This is a genomic window from Sporosarcina sp. ACRSM (assembly GCF_022346545.1).
In the GTDB taxonomy this organism is placed as follows: Bacteria; Bacillota; Bacilli; order Bacillales_A; family Planococcaceae; genus Sporosarcina.
The window spans coordinates 167133-190170 of record NZ_JAKRNU010000002.1; the positions used below are offsets into that span (position 1 = coordinate 167133).

The window sequence follows — 23038 nt, forward strand, 5'->3', positions numbered from 1 at the left end:
ACACTCGTATTTTGTTGGGGTCAATGAAACACAATCGTTTTGTTTCCTTCAACGATGATCCGGTTTTCCAGATGCCATTTCACAGCTTTTGCAAGAACCCGCCTTTCGATTTGACGACCGATTTTCTTCAAATCGATCACATCATTTCGGTGATCCACCCGCTCCACGTCTTGCTCAATAATTGGACCTTCGTCAAGATCATTTGTGACATAGTGGGAAGTAGCACCTATCAATTTTACACCGCGTTCAAATGCACGCTCGTATGGGCCTGCCCCAATGAATGCTGGCAAAAATGAGTGATGGATGTTGATGATGCGATTTTCAAAATGTCGAACAAAGTCAGGTGTCAAGATTTGCATATAACGAGCAAGGATCAGCAAATCAACGTTATACTCTTCCATTAGACGAATTTGTTCAGCCTCAACTTGTTTCCGAATTTCTTTATTAGCAGGGATATAGTGGAAAGGAATCCCTAAAGACTCAACCAAGGGACGGGCTTCTTCATGGTTGCTAATAACAACGACAATATCCGTGTCTAAATCACCATTTTGCCATTCCCATAACAATTCCATTAAACAATGAGGCTCTTTTGATACGTATATTGCTGAACGTATTCTTTCATTGCTATATGCGAAATGGTAATCCATCGAGTGATTCGCAGCGATTTCTGCAAAGTCCGCTTCAAGTTGTGCCCGTTTCTCCAACAGATTTTCACAGTGAAATTCGATTCGGATGAAAAAAGTCCCATTTTCCGGATCACTCGAGTACTGGCTGGATTCGATGATATTCGAACTATGATTATGTAAAAATGTCGATAATACCGAGACAATCCCCGGTTTGTCTGGACATTTCACTAATAGTCGTCCCCGATTTTCAAGTACCCTACCCTGTTGCTTCTCTTTCAATTTAAGATTTACCTCAGATACCATATTAATCTCTCCTAGCAATAAAGATACTAACTTATCATTATGCAGGTTTTTATTCGTTTTTTCAATGACTTCTTTCAGTTTTGTTCAATAATAAGGGATCCATCCTTTTTTATAAAGGAATGCAATGCTATTTAAAATCGGAGCAGGGACTCTCTTTGGAAACAGACGTTTCCGATAAAACTGATAATAGGCTTTTTTTAGATTCGCCCATTGCCTACAGTCTTTTACTTGTCTAAAGCGTGCGACATCAATAATCTTTATGGCACGTGTTGGCGTGATGAAAATGTTTCTCAGATGGATATCAGAAGGATTTAAACCGTTCTTTGTCGCTAACGAGAGTGCATAATCGATTTCTTTCAGATGAGTAGACGTTATGATGTACCCATTAGACAAACATTCAAAAAGTGTCAGGCCTTCAATATAATCCATTACGATATAATTCGATCCCGCCTCATAGATAGTTGGGTAATAGTCGATATTTTGAAGTATTTTATAAATTTCCGCTTCTTCTTTTGCTATGAAAGAAAAAGCTGGGAAAAATAATTTAATCGCTTTATTTGATGACTTTATCCTAAAAACAAATGCACTTCTCCCTGTCCCAACAAGTATTAAAGAATCATCATAGCTAATTAGACGATTGTTCTTGTTAATGATGACTGTTTTCGCAAGTGCTTGATAAGTATCCAACATTAGACCTCCAATAGATTTCTAAAACTAAAAAGACGATATAACCAGTATTTGGTCATATCGCCTATTTTTAATATAAAAGACCTCACCAAATCATCGGTAAGGTCTCGCAAACAACAATTGTTGCCAGCAAAGCCGAGGATAGGAATCCTGTATTGACGACGTTTGCTGTGTAGCTACTCCCCTTAAAGAAAGTTGTCTATTCAATTTGTAGGATTAGTATAATCTCTGCGGCTTGAAAGAGTCAATTGTTTTGGCTTTTTATACTTGATCAATCCCGCCACCGATCGCTTAAAAGTCCACAATCTGCGGCTCTTCACCTTTTGTATTCATGACGCGGATTTGTGTAGGGGTGATTTTCAAAATGAGGAAATCAGGATCTTCAGGTCCATCAAACCAGCCTTTTAGGAGTTTGTTCCATACTTTTTCCTTGATTGTTTCTTCCTGCGATTCCTCAACGGTTCCTTCGATTTCTAGAAATGCATCGCCGAACCCCTTCCCTTCATAGCCTAATAAAATATGGGTGTTCGGATTTTTTTGGACCTCTTCCACTTTATGCGTCCTTTTGCTCGTTGCTGTGTAAATGGTGAACCCATCGTTAAAAAATGTCATGTAGCGGGAATGAGGCTTATTCGACTGGATTGTTGCCATCGTACCGATCAAACTGTCATTCAAAATTTTTAGTGCAAGCTCTTTTGCAGATTTTGCCATTGAATAGTGGCTCCTTTCAGATGTTCTGCCTCTATTATTCCTTTAAGAATGTTTATTAAACCTCACCTTCCGGGAAGAATACTAAATATCGGTTATATCGCTCAATGCTCTTGATCAAAAATGCGATTTTGTAGCCTGAACATTTATGAAAATGTTTCTCGTGCTAACACCGACTGCCTGCATATATATAGAAGAAAAGAAATCCCCTTACCTATATATAGTGTGAAAAATAAGGTTTTGTTTTACGAATTGGTCCATGCTAATGCTTTAAGAAGTAGAAGGTAAATTTTTTTAAAAAATTATATTGACTTGGAGAAGTTATCCTATATATTTAGAAATGAATCGATTTTTACAAACGAGCATTAATGGATTGAAATAGATGGATATACCTTCTAGAACTTTTTTTCAACTTTTTGATTTCTAATGAGAGGCGTGATGTTAGGGTTGGAAAATAAGCTAAAGCTGTACGGCTTTAACAACCTCACCAAATCACTTAGCTTTAACATCTATGATGTTAACTATGCAAAAAGTGCGCGGGAGCAAAGTGATTATATCGCTTATATTGATGAGCAATATAACTCCGAACGGCTGACCAATATCTTGTATGATGTAACTGAAATGATTGGTGCCCATGTGTTGAATGTCAGTAAACAGGATTATGATCCCCAAGGTGCCAGTGTAACGATCCTGATATCAGAAGAATCCTTTCCATACTCTCAGATTGACGAATCATGTAATCGGGGACAGCTCGATATTCTGAAAGCTCGTGAAACCGTCCTCGGTCACTTGGATAAAAGCCACGTAACCGTGCATACGTACCCGGAATTCCATCCGGATAACTCAATTGCCACTTTCCGTGTAGATATCGATGTGGCAACATGCGGCGAAATTTCGCCGTTGAACGCACTTGATTATCTGATTGGCAGTTTCGATTCTGATATCATTACAGCGGATTATCGAGTACGGGGGTTTACACGCGATGTCAACGGGAAGAAATTGTTTATGGACCAACCGATGACATCGATTCAAGAGTACATTAATACCTCTACATTGCAAAAATACGATGCAATCGATGTCAATGTGTACCAATCAAATATTTTTCACACAAAACTGCTGATCAAAGAAATCGAATTGCAAAATTACCTATTTAACAGGGATGTTCTCGAATTGTCTCCGAAAGAGCGACTGACAATTACGAATAACTTGCGCAAAGAAATGATTGAAATTTTCAGCGGTACCAATATATATGATGAGTGAGAGGTGATAAAATGACACATCTTTCACAAGAGAAAGCCCCGATCATGGAAGCGTTGAACCGTTATAAGCATATGCGGGTCGTCCCTTTCGATGTACCGGGTCACAAACGTGGAAGAGGCAATGAAGAACTGGCTGCGTTCCTAGGGGAACAATGTTTGGCGGTCGATGTAAATTCCATGAAACCGTTAGACAATCTTTGTCATCCCGTATCGATCATTAAAGAGGCTGAACAATTGGCTGCTCAAGCTTTCGGTGCAAAACATGCCTTTTTCATGGTCAACGGCACGACATCCGCCGTTCAGGCAATGATTATGACCGCATGTAAAGCCGGTGATAAGATCATCATGCCAAGGAACGTGCATCGCAGTGCCATTAACGCGCTCATTCTGACCGGAGCCGTGCCAGTCTATGTCAATCCAGGTGTACATGAAGAACTTGGCATTCCTTTGGGGATGTCTGTCCAAGATGTAGAACGTGCCATTTTGGAAAATCCCGATGCGAAGGCTATTCTCATCAACAATCCCACTTATTACGGGATTTGTTCAAACTTACAAGCGCTGACAGATCTTGCACATGAACATCAGATGCTCGTCCTCGTCGACGAAGCACATGGCACACATTTTTACTTTGGTGAAAACCTTCCAGCTTCTGCTATGTCAGTTGGTGCTGATATGGCCTCTGTTAGCATGCACAAATCCGGGGGCTCTTTAACACAAAGCTCTTTCCTCTTGATCAATAATGAAATGAGCGAAGGACATACGCGTCAAATCATCAACTTGACCCAAACGACAAGCGGATCCTACCTATTGCTCTCGTCTTTGGATATTTCTAGGAAGAACTTAGCCCTTCATGGTCGACAAGTATTCGAAAAAGTGGCTCAAATGTCCCAATACACAAGAGACGAAATTAACAAAATTGGTGGTTATTATGCTTTTTCAAAGGAACTGCTGAATGGCGATACGATTTTTGACTTCGATGTCACCAAGCTTTCCGTCCATACTCGTGAAATCGGTCTTGCTGGAATAGAAATTTACGATATTCTCCGGGACGAATACGATATCCAAATTGAATTTGGCGATATCGGCAACCTGCTCGCTTATATTTCCGTCGGAGATAGACAGTTGGATCTTGAACGGCTAGTCGCCGCACTCGCGGAGATCAAACGGCGCTATGCAAAAGATAAAAATGATGTCTTTGACCATGAATATATTAATCCGCAAGTAGTCGCTACGCCTCAAAAGGCATTTTATGCACCTAAAAAAAATTTACCGCTTGCGGAAAGTGCCGGTTATATTTCCAGTGAATTTGTCATGTGTTACCCACCTGGCATCCCTATCCTTGCGCCGGGTGAGCGCATCACAACAGAAATACTGGATTATATCGCTTACTGTAAAGAAAAAGGATGTTTTTTAACAGGGACTGAAGATAGCGCCATCCAACATATAAATGTATTGAAGGAGGTGGAATGATGAATTTATGGTACACGGAAGATCATTCACCCCATGCCCGTTTTTCAATAAGAGTGGAACAACACCTTTATACGGGACAAAGTGAGTTTCAAAAAATTGATATATTCCAAACTGTGGAATTCGGAAAAGTACTGACCCTTGACGGTTATGTGATGATCACCGAAAAAGATGAATTCATTTACCATGACATGATCACCCACGTTCCGATGGCGACCAATCCGGGTATAAAAAAAGTACTTGTGATTGGCGCAGGAGATGGTGGTACAGTTCGTGAACTGACAAAATATCAGTCAATCGAGCAGATCGACATGGTTGAGATTGATCAGATGGTTGTGGACTTATGCCGTGAATACATTCCGCAAACTGCATCTCAATTGGATGATCCAAGAGTGAACCTATTTTTTGAAGATGGACTTAAATTTGTCCGTAAAAAAGAAAATGACTATGATTTGATCATCGTCGACTCGACAGATCCTTTTGGTCCTGGAGAAGGTTTGTTTACAAGAGAATTTTATGGGAACTGCTTTAAAGCTCTTACAGAAGATGGTATTTTGGTCAATCAACATGAAAGCCCTTTTTATACAGAAGATGCGCTCGGCATGCAAAGGGCTCATCAACGGATTCTCGGGTTTTTCCCGATCTGTAAAGTTTACCAAGCCCATATTCCGACCTATCCATCCGGTCATTGGCTGTTCGGATTCGCGTCTAAAAAATATGACCCGATTGCCGATTTGGATGCAGTCGCTTGGAATGAACTCGACTTGATCACGAAATATTATAATACTGATATCCATGTCGGTTCATTCGCACTGCCAAACTACGTGAAGGAGCAATTGCAAGATGTTGAGTAAAAATATAGAAACATTTATCGGCTGCGATAATGAATTTGAGCAGTCCGATATCGTCATTTTCGGGGCGCCTTTCGATTCCACGACGTCTTTCCGCCCCGGAACGCGTTTTGCGAGTAAAGCGATGCGCGGGGATTCGTTTGGCATTGAGACATATAGCCCCTATCAAGATAAAGATTTGGAAGATATCGCCGTATTCGACGGTGGCGATTTGGAGCTAAGTTTTGGAAATACGGAGAAAGCATTAACGCATATTGAAGAATTCACGAAACAGATCTTGGATGCCGGCAAAGTCCCTTGTATGATCGGTGGCGAACACCTTGTCACACTTGGTGCTGTGCGTGCCGTCGCCAAACAGTACCCTGATTTGCATATTATCCAATTCGATGCGCATACCGACTTACGTGATGACTATCTAGGAGAAACGCTCTCTCATGCTACCGTCATCCGAAGAGTATGGGATATACTAGGGGACGAAAAGATTTTCCAATTCGGTATCCGTTCAGGGGATCGCAGTGAGTTCCAATGGGGTAAAGACCATGTTTTTACAAACAAATTTAATTTTGGCGGACTGGAACAAGTCGTCGAAAAATTAAAAGGAAAACCGGTCTATTTGACGATTGACTTAGATGTCTTGGATCCGTCAGTCTTCCCTGGCACGGGCACGCCTGAAGCTGGCGGCGTCAGCTTTATGGACTTATTGCAAGCGATCTTGCAAGTCGCCGGACTTAATATTGTAGCTTGTGATGTTAATGAGCTCTCCCCTATGTATGATCACAGCGGTGTTTCCACAGCCGTCGCCTGTAAAGTACTGCGGGAACTGTTGTTGGCAATCAAAACAAACTAAAAATAAATGAAATGGGTGGTGTTTACCAATGGGTAAAGCTTTAATTATTGGTGCTGGCGGAGTTGCTAGCGTTGTTGTGCACAAATGTTGTCAAGTTCCGGACGTATTCGAAGAAATTTGTATCGCGAGCCGTACAGTATCTAAATGCGATGCATTAAAAGAGAAATTGGACGGTGGCCGCACGAAAATTCAAACGGCACAAGTAGATGCCGACAATGTAAACGAGCTGATCGAATTGATCAACGGATTCCAACCGGATATCGTCATTAACGTTGCGCTACCTTACCAAGATTTAACGATTATGGATGCATGTCTGGCAACTGGCGTTCATTATTTGGATACAGCAAACTATGAACCTCTTGACACAGCAAAATTTGAATACAAATGGCAATGGGCTTACCGTGAAAAATTTGAAAAAGCCGGCATTACGGCCCTTCTTGGCAGTGGCTTTGACCCAGGCGTGACAGGTGTCTTCTCCGCACATGCGCTTAAACACCACTTTGATGAAATCCATACGATTGATATTGTTGACGCAAACGCTGGTGACCACGGTTACCCATTTGCAACGAATTTCAATCCGGAAATCAATATCCGTGAAATCACTGCTAATGGCAGATACTACGAGAACGGTGAGTTTATCGAAACACCACCATTATCCGTCAAACGTGTTTACGATCTCCCGGAAATCGGACCAAAAGATGTGTACTTGCTCTATCACGAAGAATTGGAATCCCTTGCTTTGAACATTACAGGCGTGAAAAAAATCCGTTTCTGGATGACATTCTCTGAAAAATATTTGACGCACTTAAAAGTGCTTGAAAATGTCGGCATGACATCCATTGAGCCGATTAACTTCGAAGGAAAAGAAATTGCACCATTGCAATTCTTAAAAGCGGTTCTTCCGGACCCGGCTTCCCTCGGTCCGCGTACAAAAGGGAAAACAAATATCGGATGTATTTTCCAAGGTGTCAAAGATGGTGAACCAAAAACGTATTATGTGTACAATGTCTGTGATCACCAAGAGTGTTATGCAGAAGTCGGTTCTCAAGCAATTTCCTATACAACAGGCGTCCCTGCCATGATCGGTGCAATGATGATTATGACAGGAAAATGGAACAAGCCTGGCGTTTATAATATTGAAGAATTCGATCCAGATCCATTTATGGAAGCATTGAACGAGTACGGTCTGCCATGGCAAGAAAGCTTCAATCCTACACTAATCGACTAAGGGGGCCTGAAAATTGAATTTTGACGTACATGCAGTGCCCTCCCCTAGCTATGTCGTAGACGAAGGACTGCTCATTAAAAATTTAGAGAAGCTCAAATCGGTTGCCGATCGAACGGGTTGTAAAATTCTACTTGCGCAGAAGGGCTTTTCAATGTTTGCGGTGTATCCCCTCATTAGTAAATATTTAGATGGTGTAACTTCAAGTGGTATTTTGGAAGCGAAACTAGGCTACGAGGAAATGGGGAAGGAAGTCCATACGTATGCCCCAGCTTTCTCGGATGCCGATTTTGAGGAGATTCTTTCTTATTCGGACCATATTGTCTTTAACTCTTTTCAGCAATGGAATAAGTTTAAGGAAAGGGTAAAAAATCATCCGAAAAAGATTGAGTGCGGCATCCGCATCAATCCGGAGTACTCTGAAATTGAAGTGGACATGTATAACCCTTGTTTCACGCATTCCCGATTCGGCGTGACACTGGATAATTTTGAACCTGACCAACTGGATGGGATTGATGGTTTCCATTTCCATACAATGTGCGAACAAAACTCTGATACACTTGAACGTACCCTTCAAGTGATCGAAGAAAAGTTTGGGAAATATCTTCATCAGATGAAATGGCTCAATTTCGGTGGCGGCCATCACATCACCCGCCCGGATTATGATATCGAAACGTTGGAGCGATCCGTTTTGTATATGAAAAACAAATACGACGTCGATGTCTACTTAGAGCCGGGAGAAGCCGTGGCCCTAAACACAGGATTTCTTGTCGCAACCGTTATGGATACGCTCTATAACGGAATGGATATCGCGATTTTAGATACATCGGCTTCTTGCCATATGCCTGATGTATTGGAAATGCCTTATCGTCCAGAGATCATCGGCGCGGGACTTCCGAACGAGAAAGCCTACACGTATCGATTCGGTGGTCCGACATGCCTAGCAGGCGACGTCATCGGTGACTATTCTTTCGATCAACCGCTACAACCTGGCGACAAACTGGTCTTTTGTGATATGGCCCATTACTCAATGGTCAAAAACAATACTTTCAACGGTATCAACTTACCATCTATCGTACTTAATACGTTGAATGACGGACCGAAAGTCATCAAGCAATTCGGTTACGATGATTTTAAAAATCGTTTATCTTAATGGATAAAAGCCTGTCCAACAAACTATTTACACATGTTTGTTGGACAGGCTTCTTCAATTAATTCAACACTTTCATTTTCACTTTCTTCACGCCCCATTCCATCGCACGTTCATAGGAAGGGATGAATACATCGATCTTATGCCCTTTAATCGCGCCGCCGGTATCTCCTGCAATCGCCTCCCCATAGCCTTCCACCCATACCTTTGTCCCAAGCGGTATCACTCTCGGATCTACTGCAATCACTTTCCGATCGGGATTTGAGCGCAGATCTATGCCATAGGCAGTCGTCCCTGAGCAGCCTTTACAATACGCCGTATAAGCTGTTGCGGTCACAAAAAGCTCTTTTCCTTCATCGATGGATGGTGTAGATGGAGTAGATTCGGCAACTTCTTGTGAAGAAACAGCTTTTTCTCCACTTTCGACGACAGGATCTTTACTTTCTTCAATCTCCTCTCCATTGACAAGCAATTCATCGCCCGGATGGATCAAATCCCCTTCCAAGTCATTCCAACTCATTAAGTCGTCAAGGGGTATTTCATGCGTCAGGGCAATACGAAACAAGTTATCCCCTTCTATAACCGTATAGATATCCGGCTCGGCACTTAATTCCATTTTGTCATCTGTCAATTCATCTTTATTTTCCTCCGGAGCTGTGATTTCGTTAGGCTCGTCCAAATCCTCAGTGAACACATCGGGCACTTCATACGTTTCTTCCGTCACAGGAAATTCAATCACATCGGAAGCATAGGTCACCGAATACGTTGAAAATACGAAAACAATGGTCCAGAACAGTATTTTTATTTTTGACATCCAAAATCTCCTCCTTCGTCAGTTTGCTTTCAATGTCCGCCATCTTGCAAAGGCCAATTCTTTTCTGAGCCGTTACTCGGCATGACATTTTCATTCTATTCTGACTGGAGTGACATTTAGTACTCAAATTCGTCATAATAGGAAAAAAGACCAACTCCTCCGTAAAGACGATGACATGCACAATCGTCTTTACGAAAGAAGCTGATCTTTTCTAAACTCTTCCACGTTCACAAAAGGAAAAAACCGATTCCCATAATGACATAAGCCGCAAAGAGAATCAAACCCTCAAACCAATTGGATTCCCCATCATTGCAAAGATTGATAACAAGAAGTGTCGCCGTGATCATCGCCACCAATTCAGGTACCGTGAAAACGAGTGCCATCGGTTGCACCATAAAGAGCGAAATAAGTACAAGGACAGGTGTCACAAACATAGCGACTTGTAATGTGGAACCGACCGCAATCTCCACTGCGATATCCATCTTGTTTTTCAGCGCCATTGTAATAGCGGATGCATGTTCTGCGGCATTCCCGACAATGGCCACGATAATAATACCGATAAACAACTCCGTCCAGCCGAACCGCTCACCAAGCGTTTCAAATGTATGAACAAGTTGTTCCGAAACAAATGCGACCGCTACCGTTGCCAATAAAAGAATAAGCATCGATTTTCCCTTTGTCCACTCCGGCGTTTCAGTTTCTTCTTCCCGTTGTTCGGCGGATGCAAATACACCCCGATGCGTCACCAATTTAAAGAAGAGACCCGCCATATACAAAGCAATCAAAATCACCGCTATACCGATGCTTAAACTTAAAGTTTTTGAGTGATCCATCGACATCGAAAAAATTTCGGGTATGACAAAAGCGACGATGACCGCAAAAATCAACAAGCCTGAATTGTATTTCGCATCATGAATACTAAAATTTTGACGCTTATATTTGATGCCGCCTGCAAAGAAGGATAGACCAAGCACAAGCAGCAAGTTTCCAAGAACAGACCCCGTCAAAGATGCCAAAACAATGCCGATCATGCCTGCTTTCAATGTGAAAATGGAAATGAGCAGTTCAACCGCATTGCCGAACGTTGCATTCAGCAAGCCACCCACTCTCGGACCGCTCACAATCGCCAAACTTTCTGTCGCCCTTCCGATATAACCTGCAAGGGCAATAATCGTTACACAACAAAGAAAAAACATCGGAATATCCGACCAATGGAAGATAGCTCCTACCACAACGAGCGGAATGCCGATAAAAATCAAAATGGAAAATAACCGATTCAACAAAACCACCTCATAACCGAATGTAATATCCTTTATAGGTTTCCCTTGTAGGATAAATAAAAACATTTTCAATGAGTTGTGTGAGATGTCGGAAGATTTTCCTGAAATGATACTTGGCTAATTCCGAGCGTTACACGTTTGCTACGAATAGAACTTCTTGCTCGCTTTCCCTTCTTCTCACTTTCCCAATCGACTCTAAATATAATAATCGCGTAAGCGTTGCCATGAAAGCACTTAAGTTGAGGATGATATTTTCCGTTCCATATATTTCGATACAGATTTGATAGGCCGTTTTACTGTCATTTTTCACGGATTGTAAAACTTGTTGCAGGCGATGCTCATGTTGAGCTGTCAAAGCATTCACTCGACCCAGTAAATGATTAATCGTCTCCCCATGACCCGATAACGCAATTTCAGCAGGATATTTTTTTATTTTTTGGAGGGAGATCAAATAATCTTGTAAAGGATTTTCCTCTTCTCCCGACCATAAACCGATGACCGGATTGATTTTTTGTAATACATGATCTCCCACAATCATTATTTTTTTATCACGATTGTAAAAACAAAAATGATCCGGTGCATGACCAGGTGTCCAAATCGCTTCAAATAATTCTGCGCCCAATTGGATGTGCTGCTGATTTTCAAAAAAACCATTCGGTTCGAAATCATAAAGGAACGAATCATCTTTCTTCGAATCAGGAAGTGCCTGTCCTCCATGTTTAACGAGCAAGTTGTTTATTCGTTTTCTTCTACACTTATCTCGCCTCTTTTTCATTTCCTCGTACCCTAGATTGGATACGATGACCGGCACGCCGACTTCTTGCTGAAACCATTTTGCAAGACCGATGTGATCGATATGGGTATGTGTCAAAACCACTTTTTCGATGACAATTCCAGATGCCAAGACTTGTTTCCATCGTTCTTTCGCTTCCTCCGAATCAGTCCCCGTATCAATCACTGTATACCCATTAAGCCCTTTCAGTAAATAGCAATTCACCTCACCCATTCCCCCAGGAAATTGGATTATCACCTTATGTATGCCATCTGCCACTTCTGTCAACATTTCATGTTCCCCTTTTTATATAGTTTAGAATGAACTGTCAAAACACTTAAGTTTATTGTACATCTACCTGCTGGAAACATAAAACACAATTGTCTCACAGATGTTCGTTACGATGATTTTTTCAGTAAAAAAATCCAAAACAATTATTCATGCTTAGTTTCGCGTTAATCGGAAATCATAAAAAAAAAACGAGGTGAAGCCGTGAAAAGAATTATCCTAGTCCTAATGATTTTTTGTTTGATTTCCCCTTCTTCTTTGCATGCTGAAACAGCTAGTACCAAAATGAAAATCGTATTCAGCCGGGACGGATACTTATGGATAAAAGAAGGTGAAAATGAGAGGCGAATAACGGAGAATAGAGCGCTATACAATTATCCTCCCCAATGGTCATTTGATGGAAGAATGATCCTTTACCAGAAAGAAGTGACCGGCAGCGTTGTCGGAAATAAAAAAACAAGCAATGAATTATGGGTTTACGATACCAATACGAAAAAACATCAGAAAATCTTTTATGACGGTTATAATCCCAAATGGTCACCAACGGAAAACATCATTGCCTTTAGCGACGGTGGTGTGCTAAACATATCCGATTTGAAAACATTTTATAATATCGCTTTAGGTGTCAATGAGTATCAGTGGCAGCCAGATGGGAAAGGCTTTATCGCCTCATCAAGTGCTTCGATTCGTCCAGACGGTTGGACCCACCCCATCCTTTATATGATTTCGATAGCGGATGGTTACCGAAATATACAAGACTTAACAAAAAGTACAAAGAAGTTTTTCGTCGTTCCAAAGGAGCTGGTAAAAGGGGATGTCAAGATTCAATCCATCAATGCCGAATCATTGACCTACTCGCCCAATAAGCAATGGATTTCCTTTATCGTCTCAGCGTTCCCCTCCTGGTCGATGGATAGCAATATGATTTGTATTTTGTCTGCGGATGGCAAACAATTTGAAGTGATCGATGAAACGATTAATATGTTCACACCGAAATGGGCGTTCAACAAGAATACACTCGGTTATATCGCTGGTGGAGGGCGAATTGTCTTCGGCTTCAAAAACAAAGATCTGAAAGTCACTGAACCGACGACCGGACAAACCGAAACACTGACTCCAAAAAACTATGCAGAATTAGGATTTTCCTGGGTAAATGACAATTCCCTTATCGTTTCCAGAGTGCCGGAAAGTGAATGGTCCAATGATCCTGATAAGCGACCGAAACCCGCTTTATATTTTGTAACTTTCGACAATGAAAAACAGACGAAAATAACGTCGCCTTCCTCTAACAAAGGCGATTATGATCCAATCTTTTTACCTTCTATCCAAAAGATCACTTGGTTGCGGAAAAAAGACATCAGTTTAAAAGGTGATTTATGGATTGCCTACCCCACTGGGCAAAATGCCGAAGTATGGGTACAAAACATCGGTCTATATGACTTTTATCCAGCATCCTAACAGAACAAGCCATCTCTTTTCCCGATCAAGAGATGGCTTGTTCTTTGTTCGAATGATTTAGTCTGCGTTCAAACTATAAATAATGAGTACAATACCGCCAAACAGACAAATCATCCGGGTTATGGAAATTTTTTCAGCTAGTCCGAATAAGGCAATCCCTGTTGTAATGATTAATACAATGGGACCGACTAATGCTAAAAGCGTATTGATATAAAACGCTTTTTCCAAATCGTTGAACTTGTACATTAACATCGCAGCGGTAATATCTACACTTCCTGAGAAAATACGCAAAAGGATAATCATTAAAAGTGCTTTTTCAATCAATTCGAATTCCCCTTTCATACTTCTAAAAGTGTATGAAAGTCGTTTCAATTTTATCCCGCATTAACAGGCAGTAAGACTCCCACCTCAAGACTTAAGTAAAACGATAAGAAGAGGTGGGAGATCAACTGCCAATCGAACAGCGAAGGGTTCGATTTGCCATATTTCTGCGCTCTTTGCAGAAATTAAGGCACTTACATGACGCCGCGAACTTAAGTCGCCTTCCTACAGCGGGTAGTTTGGACATCCGTTAAAGGAAGATAAAAGCCCGATTGGTTCGGGCCAACACGATGTTGGTTACACAAGCGTTGTCACAGGACGTGACGCTTTTAGCTTGTGTTCCCCTCAATCAGTGGAGGATGAAGAAAACCCCCACTGATTGAAGTTTCACTTTATCTTAAAAATTTTGCAAAAAAAGTGCCAAGCTATGGGTCTACATAACTTGGCACTTACTTTTATAAAAGAAGAAAAAGCTAGTTTTGCATCATCACAACGGCTTCTCCTTCGACAACACTATGATCGAATTGGTTCGTGACAGTCGTACGAAGCCGAAGAATCTTTTTTGCATCTTTTTTCTCCAACACTTCGACCTCTGCCATAACTGTATCCCCAATTTTAACGGGTGCCTTAAAGTTGAGATTTTGAGATAAATAAATTGTATCCGGACCAGGCAGTTTCATCCCTAGCACTGCTGAAATGAATCCAGCTGTCAAGACACCGTGCGCAATCCGTTCTTGGAAAACTGATTTTTTGGCATACTCTACATTTACGTGTAATGGATTAAAGTCACCAGTGATCCCGGCAAATTGATAGATATCAAATTCAGTAATAGTTTTCGAAATATTCGCTCTGTCGCCAATCTTGATCTCATCATAACTTACCAACTGAATCGACCCTCCCGCTGCTTGTGTCAATTAGGACATTGGCAGTCAATTGGATCAAGCTTTTACTGTTTCCAACACACCTTTATGCGACTGCTTCAATTGAATTGTTAAGTCTTCGATTTGCTTCAGCACTTCAGTGCGACCTTCTTTCTGTTGTTGTACAGCTTCTTTGACGGTCGTTTCGAGTTGTGCCTGTGATTGCGTAAACAGATCCAAGACTGCATGACTTGGACTCCAAGCAAGTGATTGTACTTTATTATTGATTTCTTCAATCGTTGATAACCAATTGGCTGACAATTCACTTTGAATTTTTTCAGAAGCTTTTACACTGTCCTCTAATCGATCTGACCATTCTTTAACGAGCTTATTCGATTCCGTTTCCATATTATCCAAAGTTTTGCGCGTAGAATCAATCAGTTCCTTTTGGTAATCAAAAACTCGAAATGATTTTCTTTCAACCTCCGCTTGAATACTTTGGAGTGTTTTGAAATTATTTAACCAGCTATCCCAAATCAGATCCACCCCTGTTGCTTGTTGCTTGACCTCAGCTACTTTCTTTGTCATCAAAGTCTCCTCCTTTGTATTGGATCCATAGATCATGGATATATATGTTGAATGCAAAATATTTTGCATATCACCCGTCTAGTAGTGATCATCATTCTCTTCCTCCGTCTCATTTGAGGGCATTTTATAAGACGGAAAAAACGGATTATACAAATTGAAAAACTGATCCAACATTTTTTGATAATGACCAAGTGAGTCTGCCCATAACTCCAAATACCGCTCTCCAGCCTCCGTAATGGAATATATGCGTTTGGCGGGCCCTCCTGATGTCGTATCCCATTCAGAAGTGACCATTGCATCCTTCTCCAGTTGCCGAAGTATTCTATAAAAATTTCCTTGATCAATAGAATGGATCCCAAATTGGGAAATTTTCTGCATTAATTCATAACCATGCGCATTCCACTCCCGAAGATGTAACAGCATAATCGGGATGAGAAAATTTTTCGGGGTTCCTAAGTTGGCGCTTTTCTCGCTCCCCGATGTTTTCTGATCAGAATTCATTGTCGAGCACCACCTAATTGTAAATTACTTATAAGTGTAATTTACACCTATGTGTTTACTTTGTCAACTCTTTAACTTTAGTTCAGTTAATGCTTCATTATTGAAAGCAAATTCTCAGAAGTCTCCCTCTTTCCGTAAAGTGTAAGTTAAATGTAGGACATTCATTGATATGAGAGAAGTGCGAATGTCCTCAGTTTGAAAATTGGACACAATTATACCTTAACATAAATGAGTACCCAGAAAAAACAGACAAATCACAACATTATCTAACACCCTATATGTCGAATGCTGTCAAAATCAGCAAAAATGAGTCGGATTATTTAGATTATTTTAATTGATAAAAAAACTATGTTCCTGTACAATGAAACTGAACTTTAGAAGGCTCATAGATTTGAAAAGGAGATGATGTTGTTTGACTCAGAAAGTGCCATTTGATCCGTTTACGATGTGGAAAGAGATTTACGAAAAAACAGAAGCATCCTGGAGCGGTGTGCTCCAAGAATCCTTGGGGAAAGAAACCTTCTCCGAAGGATTGGGGCAAACATTAAATAGCTATTTACAATACCAGGAAGTCATATCACAAATGACCGAGACTTATCTTAAACAGGTGAACATGCCTACAAGAGGCGAAGTTTCCAACATTGCATCCCTCGTTATCAATCTAGAGAACAAAGTGGACGATCTCGAAGATAAAATCGATGATGCTGCGGCAAAAGAAGACACCTCAAAGGAAATCAATCAGCTGAAAAAAGCCGTATCAAACTTGGACAAAAAATTGGATAAAGTGCTTACTCTCATCGAAGAAGTGAATACGAAACCCGCACCCGCAGTCCCTGCCGTGAGTACGAAGCAATAATATAGATGAAGTGAAAGTTCAATACATCCCACAACATTAGAAGGAGTGTGCAGTCAATGACAATGTTATTCGAAAACGAAATCACAAAACAGGAAAGCTTGAGACCACTTGAAGGGAAAGTAGCAATTGTTACAGGAGGTTCCCGTGGAATCGGCGCTGCAATTGCAAAGGAATTAGCGCGAAAAGGTGCCCAAGTGGCAATCAACTATCAATCCAATGTGGAAAGTGCGGACGCAGTTGTAAAAGCTATTGAAGAAGAGGGCGGCAACTCCTACGCGATCAAAGCCGATGTATCGAATGCAAATGATATTCAACAATTTATCGGAGCGGTAAAGGAACGTTTTGGTAAAATTGATATATTAGTCAATAATGCGGGCATTACAAGAGATAAAACGTTCCGAAACCTTTCTGAAGAAGATTGGAACGAAGTGATCGACGTGAACTTGAATAGCGTATACCGTACAACTTCAGTAGTGATTAACGAAATGCTGGAGCAAAAATACGGTCGTATTATCAATATCAGTTCGATCATCGGGCAAGCAGGTGGATTTGGACAAACAAACTATGCAGCTTCAAAGGCTGGTCTGATCGGTTTCACCAAATCTCTTGCGTTAGAAACAGCAAAAAATGGTATCACGGTCAATGCGGTTTGCCCAGGGTTTATTGCTACTGAAATGGTTTCGGCAATGCCGGAGAAGGTATTAGACTCCATCGTATCAAAAGTTCCGATGCGTCGACTTGGTGAAGTGGATGAAATTGCTGAAGCGGTCGTATACCTTGCGACAGCAAACTATATTACAGGTCAGACGATCAATGTGAACGGCGGATTATACATGTAATGACTTCTATCGGAAACGTCCATCAGTACCTGGAAAACTTGGTTTAGGGGGAGAATGATGATTTATTCGAGTGCGAGAGAATTGGATAATTGGGTGGACCAATTACCTGAAGAATATCAGAACGGCTACCGCCGACTAAAACGGATGACGGAAGTGTTAACGACAGAGGCCGAGCCACAAGTTGGCCAAACGCCGAAAGAAGTCATCTGGACCAAAAATAAGACGAAACTTTATCGTTACCAACCTGCCGTAAAAAAGACGAACAAAGTACCTATCCTAATGATTTACGCACTGATCAATAAACCTTATATCTTAGATTTATATCCTGGAAACAGCTTGATCGAACACTTGACAAACCAAGGGCATGATGTGTACTTGTTGGATTGGGGTACATTCGGGTATGAAGACCGCCATTTAAAATTCGATAACTTCATTCTGGACTACATTCCACGTGCTGTCAAAAAAGTGTTGCGGACTTCGGAAGCCAGCGAAATCAGTTTGCTTGGCTATTGCATGGGAGGCACGATGACTTCTATCTTCGCTGCACTCCATCAAGATTTACCGATCCGCAACTTGATTTTTATGACAAGTCCATTTGATTTTGCAGACGCCGGCCTTTATTCGAATTTTTTAGATAAACGTTATTTTAACTTGGATAAACTGGTCGATACACTTGGTTTAATTCCCCATGATATGATCGACTTCGGGAACAAATTATTGAACCCGATTGCCAATATTTATGGACCTTACGTCGGATTGGCGAATCGAGCAGATAATGATGCATTCGTTCATAATTGGAAGCTTATGCAAAAATGGTTAAACGACGGAATACCTTTCCCTGGGGAAGCTTATCGCCAATGGATCCGCGAGTTCTACCAGGAGAACAAGCTGATTAACGATGAACTCTACATCCGCGGGCGGAAAGTAGAACTTGGCAAAATTACAGCAAATGTCTTAAATATTGCTGCAAAACGTGATAACATTGCTAATCCAATTCAAATTGAGCCTTTGATGGATAAAATATCTAGTAAAGACAAAACGTATCACTTGATGGATACGGGACATGTCTCCGTCGTTGTTGGCCGTAAAGCAGTCAATGAACTCTACCCACTCGTCGACAATTGGTTAACAAGTCATTCAAAGTAAATGAAAGAATACAACAAAAACAGCGACTCTTCCCTGAACAGATCAGGGAAAGACTCGCTGTTTTCGTCCATATATGATCATTTCAACGTACGTTTTAGAAATTCCCTCGTTCGCTCTTGTGTCGGGTTATTGAAAATTTGTTCGGGAGGCCCTACTTCAGCAATGACTCCTTTGTCCATAAAGACGACGCGATCGGAAACTTCTTTTGCGAATTCCATTTCATGAGTTACGATCAGCATTGTTAAGCCGGTTTCAGCGAGCTCCTTCATTACTTTCAGAACCTCCCCTACCATCTCTGGATCCAATGCGGATGTCGGTTCATCGAATAACATGACATCCGGTTCCATCGATAGGGCGCGGGCAATTGCTACACGTTGCTTCTGACCGCCAGACAATTGTCTAGCTCTTGCATTCACATAGCGATCCATGCCTACCACTTTCAAATACTTCATTGCCACTTTCTCTGCTTCTTCTTTTGTGCGTTTTAACACTTTCACTTGTCCGACAACACAATTACTTAATACATCATGGTTATTAAACAAGTTGAATTGTTGGAATACCATCCCTAACTTCGTACGGTATGAATGAATATCATGCTTAGCATCTAGAATATTTTCACCTTGGTAGATGATTCGTCCGCCACTTGGCCTCTCCAATAGATTGATACAACGAAGAAGAGTGGATTTACCGGATCCAGATGACCCGATGATACAGACAACCTCCCCTTTGGCTACTGAAAAATTGATATCTTTTAATACTTCATGCGTACCAAATGATTTTCTAAGATGTTGAATATCGATGACTTTTTCCATTTGTCCCCCACCTCCGTCTTAACTCTCTTTTGTATTGGCTACAGTCGTTATTTGTGCCGGCTGGCCGATCATGCTATAGTTTTCCGGTCCTTCCAATTTTCTTTCAAAATAACGGAGAATCAGAGTGACGGTAAACGTCATGACGAAATACAATATACAGGCAACGAAAAATGGCTCAAAATATTTAAAGCTAATACCTGCGACCGTTTTTGTTTGGAAATATAATTCCGTAACGCCGATGACGTTCAGAACAGATGTATCTTTAATATTGATGATAAATTGGTTGCCGGTTGCCGGTAAGATGTTACGGATCACTTGGGGTAAAACAACATTCAGCATCGTCTGAACATGATTCATCCCGACCGCATGTGCCGCTTCAAACTGTCCTTTATCGATCGACATGACACCGCCACGGACAAACTCCGCCATATAGGCCCCTGTATTGATAGAGACAATCACGATGGCCGCTATAGTCCGGTCCATATCTATCCCAAAAGCCAAAGCAGATCCATAGAAAATGACCATTGCTTGAACAATCATTGGCGTTCCACGGAAAAACTCTATGTAGGATGTGAGAATCACATTTACCGTTTTTAATAAGATTCGTTTTGCCCGTCGTTCTGGAACGGGGATTGTGCGTATCACTCCTGCAAGTAAACCGATAATTGCTCCGATAATCGTCCCGATGACAGAAATGAGAAGCGTCATGCCCGCTCCGCGAAGAAACATCGGCCAGTTATTAATAATCATTTGAATAATCCACTCGAGACTCATTCATTCCATCCTTTCCAAAGGGGAATCTAACCAAAACCAATAATGCCTCGGCGTATTTGCGTCCAGATTTTGAATTGCGCTTTCTAATGGCTGGTTCAATTAACTCCCTTCAAAATCTATGACATCCGCCGGAGGCTTTTATTTGATTTAGCAGAAGCTGAATCAAGTGAAAAACCGGCTGCAATAAGAGGCAGCCGGTATCACTTCATCCTTATTCTGCCGCTGGTTGATTTTTAATCGCAGCGTCCATAATATTCTGACGTTCTTCTTCCGAAATGTCTGCTAAAATTTCATTGATTTTATCAACTAATTCGCTATCCTTTTTTAATCCGGCTGCAACCGCAGTTTCTTCTTCATCTGCAACAAATCCTTCTGTAAATTCGACCATTACAAAATTAGGGTTGGCGGATGAAGCACTGATGCCTTCCGGACGTTCTGATACATAACCATCAATGACACCAGACTCAAGGGCAACGCGCATTGCCGGGAAATTATCCGATGCCGGTTGTTTGTTGACACCCTCAATTTGGTCGATGACGCCATAGTGGGATGTATTTAACTGTCCCGTTATTTTCGCCCCACTGAAATCTTGGATGGAAGTTGCATTTTCATATTTGCTACCTTTTTTGACGATCATCACAAAATTAGAAGTATAATAGTTGTCGGAAAAGTCAATGGATTGTTTCCGTTCTTCAGTTGGTGACATGCCCGCTGTAATCACGTCAATTTTACCGGATTGTAATGACGGGACTAGACCGTCCCACTCTGTTTTGACGATAACTAATTCTTTTCCTAAACCTTCAGCAATTTTTTTAGCGATTTCTACGTCATAACCGCCTGCATATTCCGCATTGCCTTCAATTTTCACTCCACCGTTGGCATCATCTAATTGCGTCCAGTTAAATGGTGGGTATCCTGCTTCCATCCCTACCCGTAAAACTTCTTTCTGTTCCCCTTCTCCTTCCGAAGAAGTTGTGCTACCGCTCTCTTTTGTTCCACATGCAGCTAACAACAGCATCGCTGAAAATGATAACGCGATGAATGATGATAACCTTTTTCTCATCATTGATTCTCCCCCTCTGAATCTTTTTTACTATATTTCTAACATACTAAAAGGGCAACTTATACAAAAAGACCTGAAGTGATCTCAGGTCGCAATATGTAAGTTGCCCTAAATCCTCCACTTTTCCCAAATGAGATAGCCCACTCAATAAACCGGGACGTTTATTGAGACAGTCCTGCAGTTATTCGCTGCAGACCCAGCAAGCAATCGTGAGAAAGATTACAAGCTTCGGCGACATTTCCTTCTTCTTAGAATCATTGCATCTCAAACTCCACTAAGAACTATTAAATATCGCGCCTCTACCTCACTATTTTTAAAGTGAGGTTGTATTCAATTATGATACCTACTTTACAATACTATTTTCCATCTGTCAAACAGCCAATTAAAGGAACTTCTAGACGAGGAGAAGAGGCAAGTCGTTATTCACTGGAATTGCACTTATACGAGCATTTCCATCTGATTGAACGACTTGCATTCATTGAAAAAATCGAACGAGGATCTTCCTTTGGCACTCTACTTATATTCTCGGCTTTTTATTTCTCTAAAATAATACCTGAAGTGAAATACTAAAATCCTCCCCTTCAACCGGAGAATCGCTTATAAATATCGTTATGACCTAGACAAAACTTATTTTGTTAGACAGTATCTTCCAATAACCGTTCTAGATTTTCTTTAGAAAAATGGTAGTTTTCATTGCAAAAATGGCATTGTGCATCAGCCATACCTTCCGTCTGAATCATATCTTGAATCTCATCGCTTCCTAAGCTGACGATGGCATTCGTAATCCGTTCTCTGGAACATTGACATTGGAAATGTACGGGCATTTGCTCAAGCATTTTTACATTTCCGGCTCCGAGCACTTGTTCAAGCATTTGTTCCGGCGTCATTCCTTGCTCAACCATCGAGGAAATCGGCATCATTCCATTCAAACGTTCTTCAATCTTCGTAATGGTCTCTTCATCTGTACCAGGTAACAGTTGAATGATGAATCCACCTGCCGCTTGGATTGTCTGATCAGCATTCACCAAAACCCCGACGCCTACAGAGGAAGGCACTTGTTCTGAATGCACGATATAGGACGTGAAATCTTCGCCTAACTCACCCGATATGAGTGGAACATGTCCAACAAAAGGATGCTGCAGTCCGATATCTTTGGATACGGTAAGCATGCCATCCGTTCCCACGGCTCGTGAAACATCTAATTTTCCTTGTTCATTCAGGTCAAAATCTGTTTGGGGATTTGTTACATACCCTCGGACTTCCCCTTTCGCATTGGCGTCTACCAACAGGGTGCCGATTGGACCGCCACCATCTATTTTTACTGTTAACTTTTCCTCACCTTTGAGCATCGCACCCATGATTACACTCGCTGTCATAGATCGGCCAAGCGCATCGGAAGCAGTCGGCCATGTCTGATGGCGACGTTGGGCTTCTCCAACTGTTTCTGTTGTTGTTACTGCATAAGCACGTACTTGATCGTTAAACGCAATCGCTTTTACTAAATAGTCTTTCATAACTTTACTTCCTTTCGTCCTTTAACGTT

24 protein-coding genes and 1 riboswitch are annotated in these 23038 nt (G+C 41.3%); of the genes, 10 read left to right on the forward strand and 14 right to left on the reverse strand.

Features of this window, described 5'->3' with window-relative positions:
- Window positions 1-20: 20 nt before the first annotated feature.
- The 3 genes from purU to MHZ95_RS04615 all read right to left on the reverse strand — a co-directional run bounded on the left by purU (window position 21) and on the right by MHZ95_RS04615 (window position 2327).
- A complete protein-coding gene (purU, locus tag MHZ95_RS04605; RefSeq protein ID WP_239389352.1) occupies window positions 21-929 on the reverse strand; it encodes a formyltetrahydrofolate deformylase in 909 nt (302 codons plus the stop codon).
- 84 nt (window positions 930-1013) lie between these two features.
- A complete protein-coding gene (locus tag MHZ95_RS04610) occupies window positions 1014-1619 on the reverse strand; it encodes a protein kinase family protein (RefSeq protein ID WP_370642901.1) in 606 nt (201 codons plus the stop codon).
- Between the two features lie 288 nt (window positions 1620-1907).
- The gene (locus MHZ95_RS04615; RefSeq protein WP_239389354.1) at window positions 1908-2327 is read right to left on the reverse strand and encodes a pyridoxamine 5'-phosphate oxidase family protein; all 420 of its coding nucleotides are present in this window, start codon (window positions 2325-2327) and stop codon (window positions 1908-1910) included.
- Window positions 2328-2762: 435 nt separating this feature from the next.
- Here MHZ95_RS04615 and speD point away from each other — a divergent pair, with 435 nt between their 5' ends.
- Genes speD through nspC form a run of 6 tightly spaced genes read left to right on the forward strand, consistent with a single transcriptional unit; the run spans window position 2763 to window position 9126 of the window.
- Complete coding sequence (speD, locus tag MHZ95_RS04620; RefSeq protein ID WP_239389355.1) at window positions 2763-3584, forward strand: adenosylmethionine decarboxylase; 822 nt, start codon at window positions 2763-2765, stop codon at window positions 3582-3584.
- An 11-nt stretch (window positions 3585-3595) separates the two neighbouring features.
- On the forward strand, window positions 3596-5053 hold the full coding sequence (locus MHZ95_RS04625) for an aminotransferase class I/II-fold pyridoxal phosphate-dependent enzyme (RefSeq protein WP_239389356.1): 1458 nt from the start codon (window positions 3596-3598) through the stop codon (window positions 5051-5053).
- Window positions 5053-5904, forward strand: a complete 852-nt coding sequence (gene speE / locus MHZ95_RS04630) for a polyamine aminopropyltransferase (RefSeq protein ID WP_239389357.1) — start codon at window positions 5053-5055, stop codon at window positions 5902-5904. Before MHZ95_RS04625 ends, speE begins: the two co-directional genes overlap by 1 nt.
- Window positions 5894-6748 (forward strand): agmatinase, encoded by an 855-nt coding sequence (gene speB, locus MHZ95_RS04635; RefSeq protein WP_239389358.1) that lies wholly within the window; start codon window positions 5894-5896, stop codon window positions 6746-6748. Before speE ends, speB begins: the two co-directional genes overlap by 11 nt.
- A gap of 28 nt (window positions 6749-6776) precedes the next feature.
- On the forward strand, window positions 6777-7976 hold the full coding sequence (locus MHZ95_RS04640; protein WP_239389359.1) for a saccharopine dehydrogenase family protein: 1200 nt from the start codon (window positions 6777-6779) through the stop codon (window positions 7974-7976).
- A 13-nt stretch (window positions 7977-7989) separates the two neighbouring features.
- Window positions 7990-9126: a carboxynorspermidine decarboxylase gene (gene nspC, locus MHZ95_RS04645; protein WP_239389360.1), complete on the forward strand. Its 1137-nt coding sequence runs from the start codon at window positions 7990-7992 to the stop codon at window positions 9124-9126.
- A gap of 58 nt (window positions 9127-9184) precedes the next feature.
- Here nspC and MHZ95_RS20930 read toward each other — a convergent pair whose 3' ends face one another.
- From MHZ95_RS20930 to MHZ95_RS04665, 3 genes are all read right to left on the reverse strand, one after another.
- Complete coding sequence (locus MHZ95_RS20930) at window positions 9185-9937, reverse strand: 3D domain-containing protein (protein ID WP_304648879.1); 753 nt, start codon at window positions 9935-9937, stop codon at window positions 9185-9187.
- A gap of 227 nt (window positions 9938-10164) precedes the next feature.
- Window positions 10165-11220, reverse strand: a complete 1056-nt coding sequence (gene cax, locus MHZ95_RS04660) for a calcium/proton exchanger (protein WP_370642903.1) — start codon at window positions 11218-11220, stop codon at window positions 10165-10167.
- Window positions 11221-11347: 127 nt separating this feature from the next.
- Entirely contained in the window at window positions 11348-12280 is a 933-nt protein-coding gene (locus MHZ95_RS04665; RefSeq protein WP_239389362.1) for an MBL fold metallo-hydrolase, read from the reverse strand.
- A 201-nt stretch (window positions 12281-12481) separates the two neighbouring features.
- Here MHZ95_RS04665 and MHZ95_RS04670 point away from each other — a divergent pair, with 201 nt between their 5' ends.
- Window positions 12482-13735, forward strand: coding sequence for a TolB family protein (locus tag MHZ95_RS04670; protein ID WP_239389363.1), 1254 nt, complete (start codon window positions 12482-12484; stop codon window positions 13733-13735).
- 57 nt (window positions 13736-13792) lie between these two features.
- Here the strand turns inward: MHZ95_RS04670 and MHZ95_RS04675 are convergent, their stop codons facing one another.
- From MHZ95_RS04675 to phaQ, 4 genes are all read right to left on the reverse strand, one after another.
- The gene (locus MHZ95_RS04675; RefSeq protein WP_483315924.1) at window positions 13793-14059 is read right to left on the reverse strand and encodes a YqhV family protein; all 267 of its coding nucleotides are present in this window, start codon (window positions 14057-14059) and stop codon (window positions 13793-13795) included.
- A 470-nt stretch (window positions 14060-14529) separates the two neighbouring features.
- Complete coding sequence (locus MHZ95_RS04680; RefSeq protein ID WP_239389364.1) at window positions 14530-14970, reverse strand: MaoC family dehydratase; 441 nt, start codon at window positions 14968-14970, stop codon at window positions 14530-14532.
- Window positions 14971-14994: 24 nt separating this feature from the next.
- On the reverse strand, window positions 14995-15504 hold the full coding sequence (locus tag MHZ95_RS04685) for a hypothetical protein (protein ID WP_239389365.1): 510 nt from the start codon (window positions 15502-15504) through the stop codon (window positions 14995-14997).
- A gap of 78 nt (window positions 15505-15582) precedes the next feature.
- Window positions 15583-16005, reverse strand: coding sequence for a poly-beta-hydroxybutyrate-responsive repressor (gene phaQ, locus MHZ95_RS04690; RefSeq protein WP_239389366.1), 423 nt, complete (start codon window positions 16003-16005; stop codon window positions 15583-15585).
- A 412-nt stretch (window positions 16006-16417) separates the two neighbouring features.
- Here phaQ and MHZ95_RS04695 point away from each other — a divergent pair, with 412 nt between their 5' ends.
- From MHZ95_RS04695 to phaC, 3 genes are all read left to right on the forward strand, one after another.
- Entirely contained in the window at window positions 16418-16861 is a 444-nt protein-coding gene (locus MHZ95_RS04695) for a poly(R)-hydroxyalkanoic acid synthase subunit PhaE (RefSeq protein ID WP_239389367.1), read from the forward strand.
- 98 nt (window positions 16862-16959) lie between these two features.
- Entirely contained in the window at window positions 16960-17700 is a 741-nt protein-coding gene (gene fabG, locus MHZ95_RS04700; protein WP_239389566.1) for a 3-oxoacyl-[acyl-carrier-protein] reductase, read from the forward strand.
- A gap of 60 nt (window positions 17701-17760) precedes the next feature.
- Window positions 17761-18846, forward strand: coding sequence for a class III poly(R)-hydroxyalkanoic acid synthase subunit PhaC (gene phaC, locus MHZ95_RS04705; RefSeq protein ID WP_370642915.1), 1086 nt, complete (start codon window positions 17761-17763; stop codon window positions 18844-18846).
- Window positions 18847-18923: 77 nt separating this feature from the next.
- Here the strand turns inward: phaC and MHZ95_RS04710 are convergent, their stop codons facing one another.
- From MHZ95_RS04710 to hslO, 4 genes are all read right to left on the reverse strand, one after another.
- On the reverse strand, window positions 18924-19658 hold the full coding sequence (locus MHZ95_RS04710) for an amino acid ABC transporter ATP-binding protein (protein WP_239389369.1): 735 nt from the start codon (window positions 19656-19658) through the stop codon (window positions 18924-18926).
- 18 nt (window positions 19659-19676) lie between these two features.
- A complete protein-coding gene (locus MHZ95_RS04715; RefSeq protein WP_239389370.1) occupies window positions 19677-20432 on the reverse strand; it encodes an amino acid ABC transporter permease in 756 nt (251 codons plus the stop codon).
- 211 nt (window positions 20433-20643) lie between these two features.
- Entirely contained in the window at window positions 20644-21495 is an 852-nt protein-coding gene (locus MHZ95_RS04720; protein WP_239389371.1) for a transporter substrate-binding domain-containing protein, read from the reverse strand.
- 128 nt (window positions 21496-21623) lie between these two features.
- Window positions 21624-21805, reverse strand: a riboswitch (Lysine riboswitch).
- Between the two features lie 325 nt (window positions 21806-22130).
- A complete protein-coding gene (gene hslO, locus MHZ95_RS04725; protein WP_239389372.1) occupies window positions 22131-23009 on the reverse strand; it encodes an Hsp33 family molecular chaperone HslO in 879 nt (292 codons plus the stop codon).
- Between the last annotated feature and the right edge of the window lie 29 nt (window positions 23010-23038).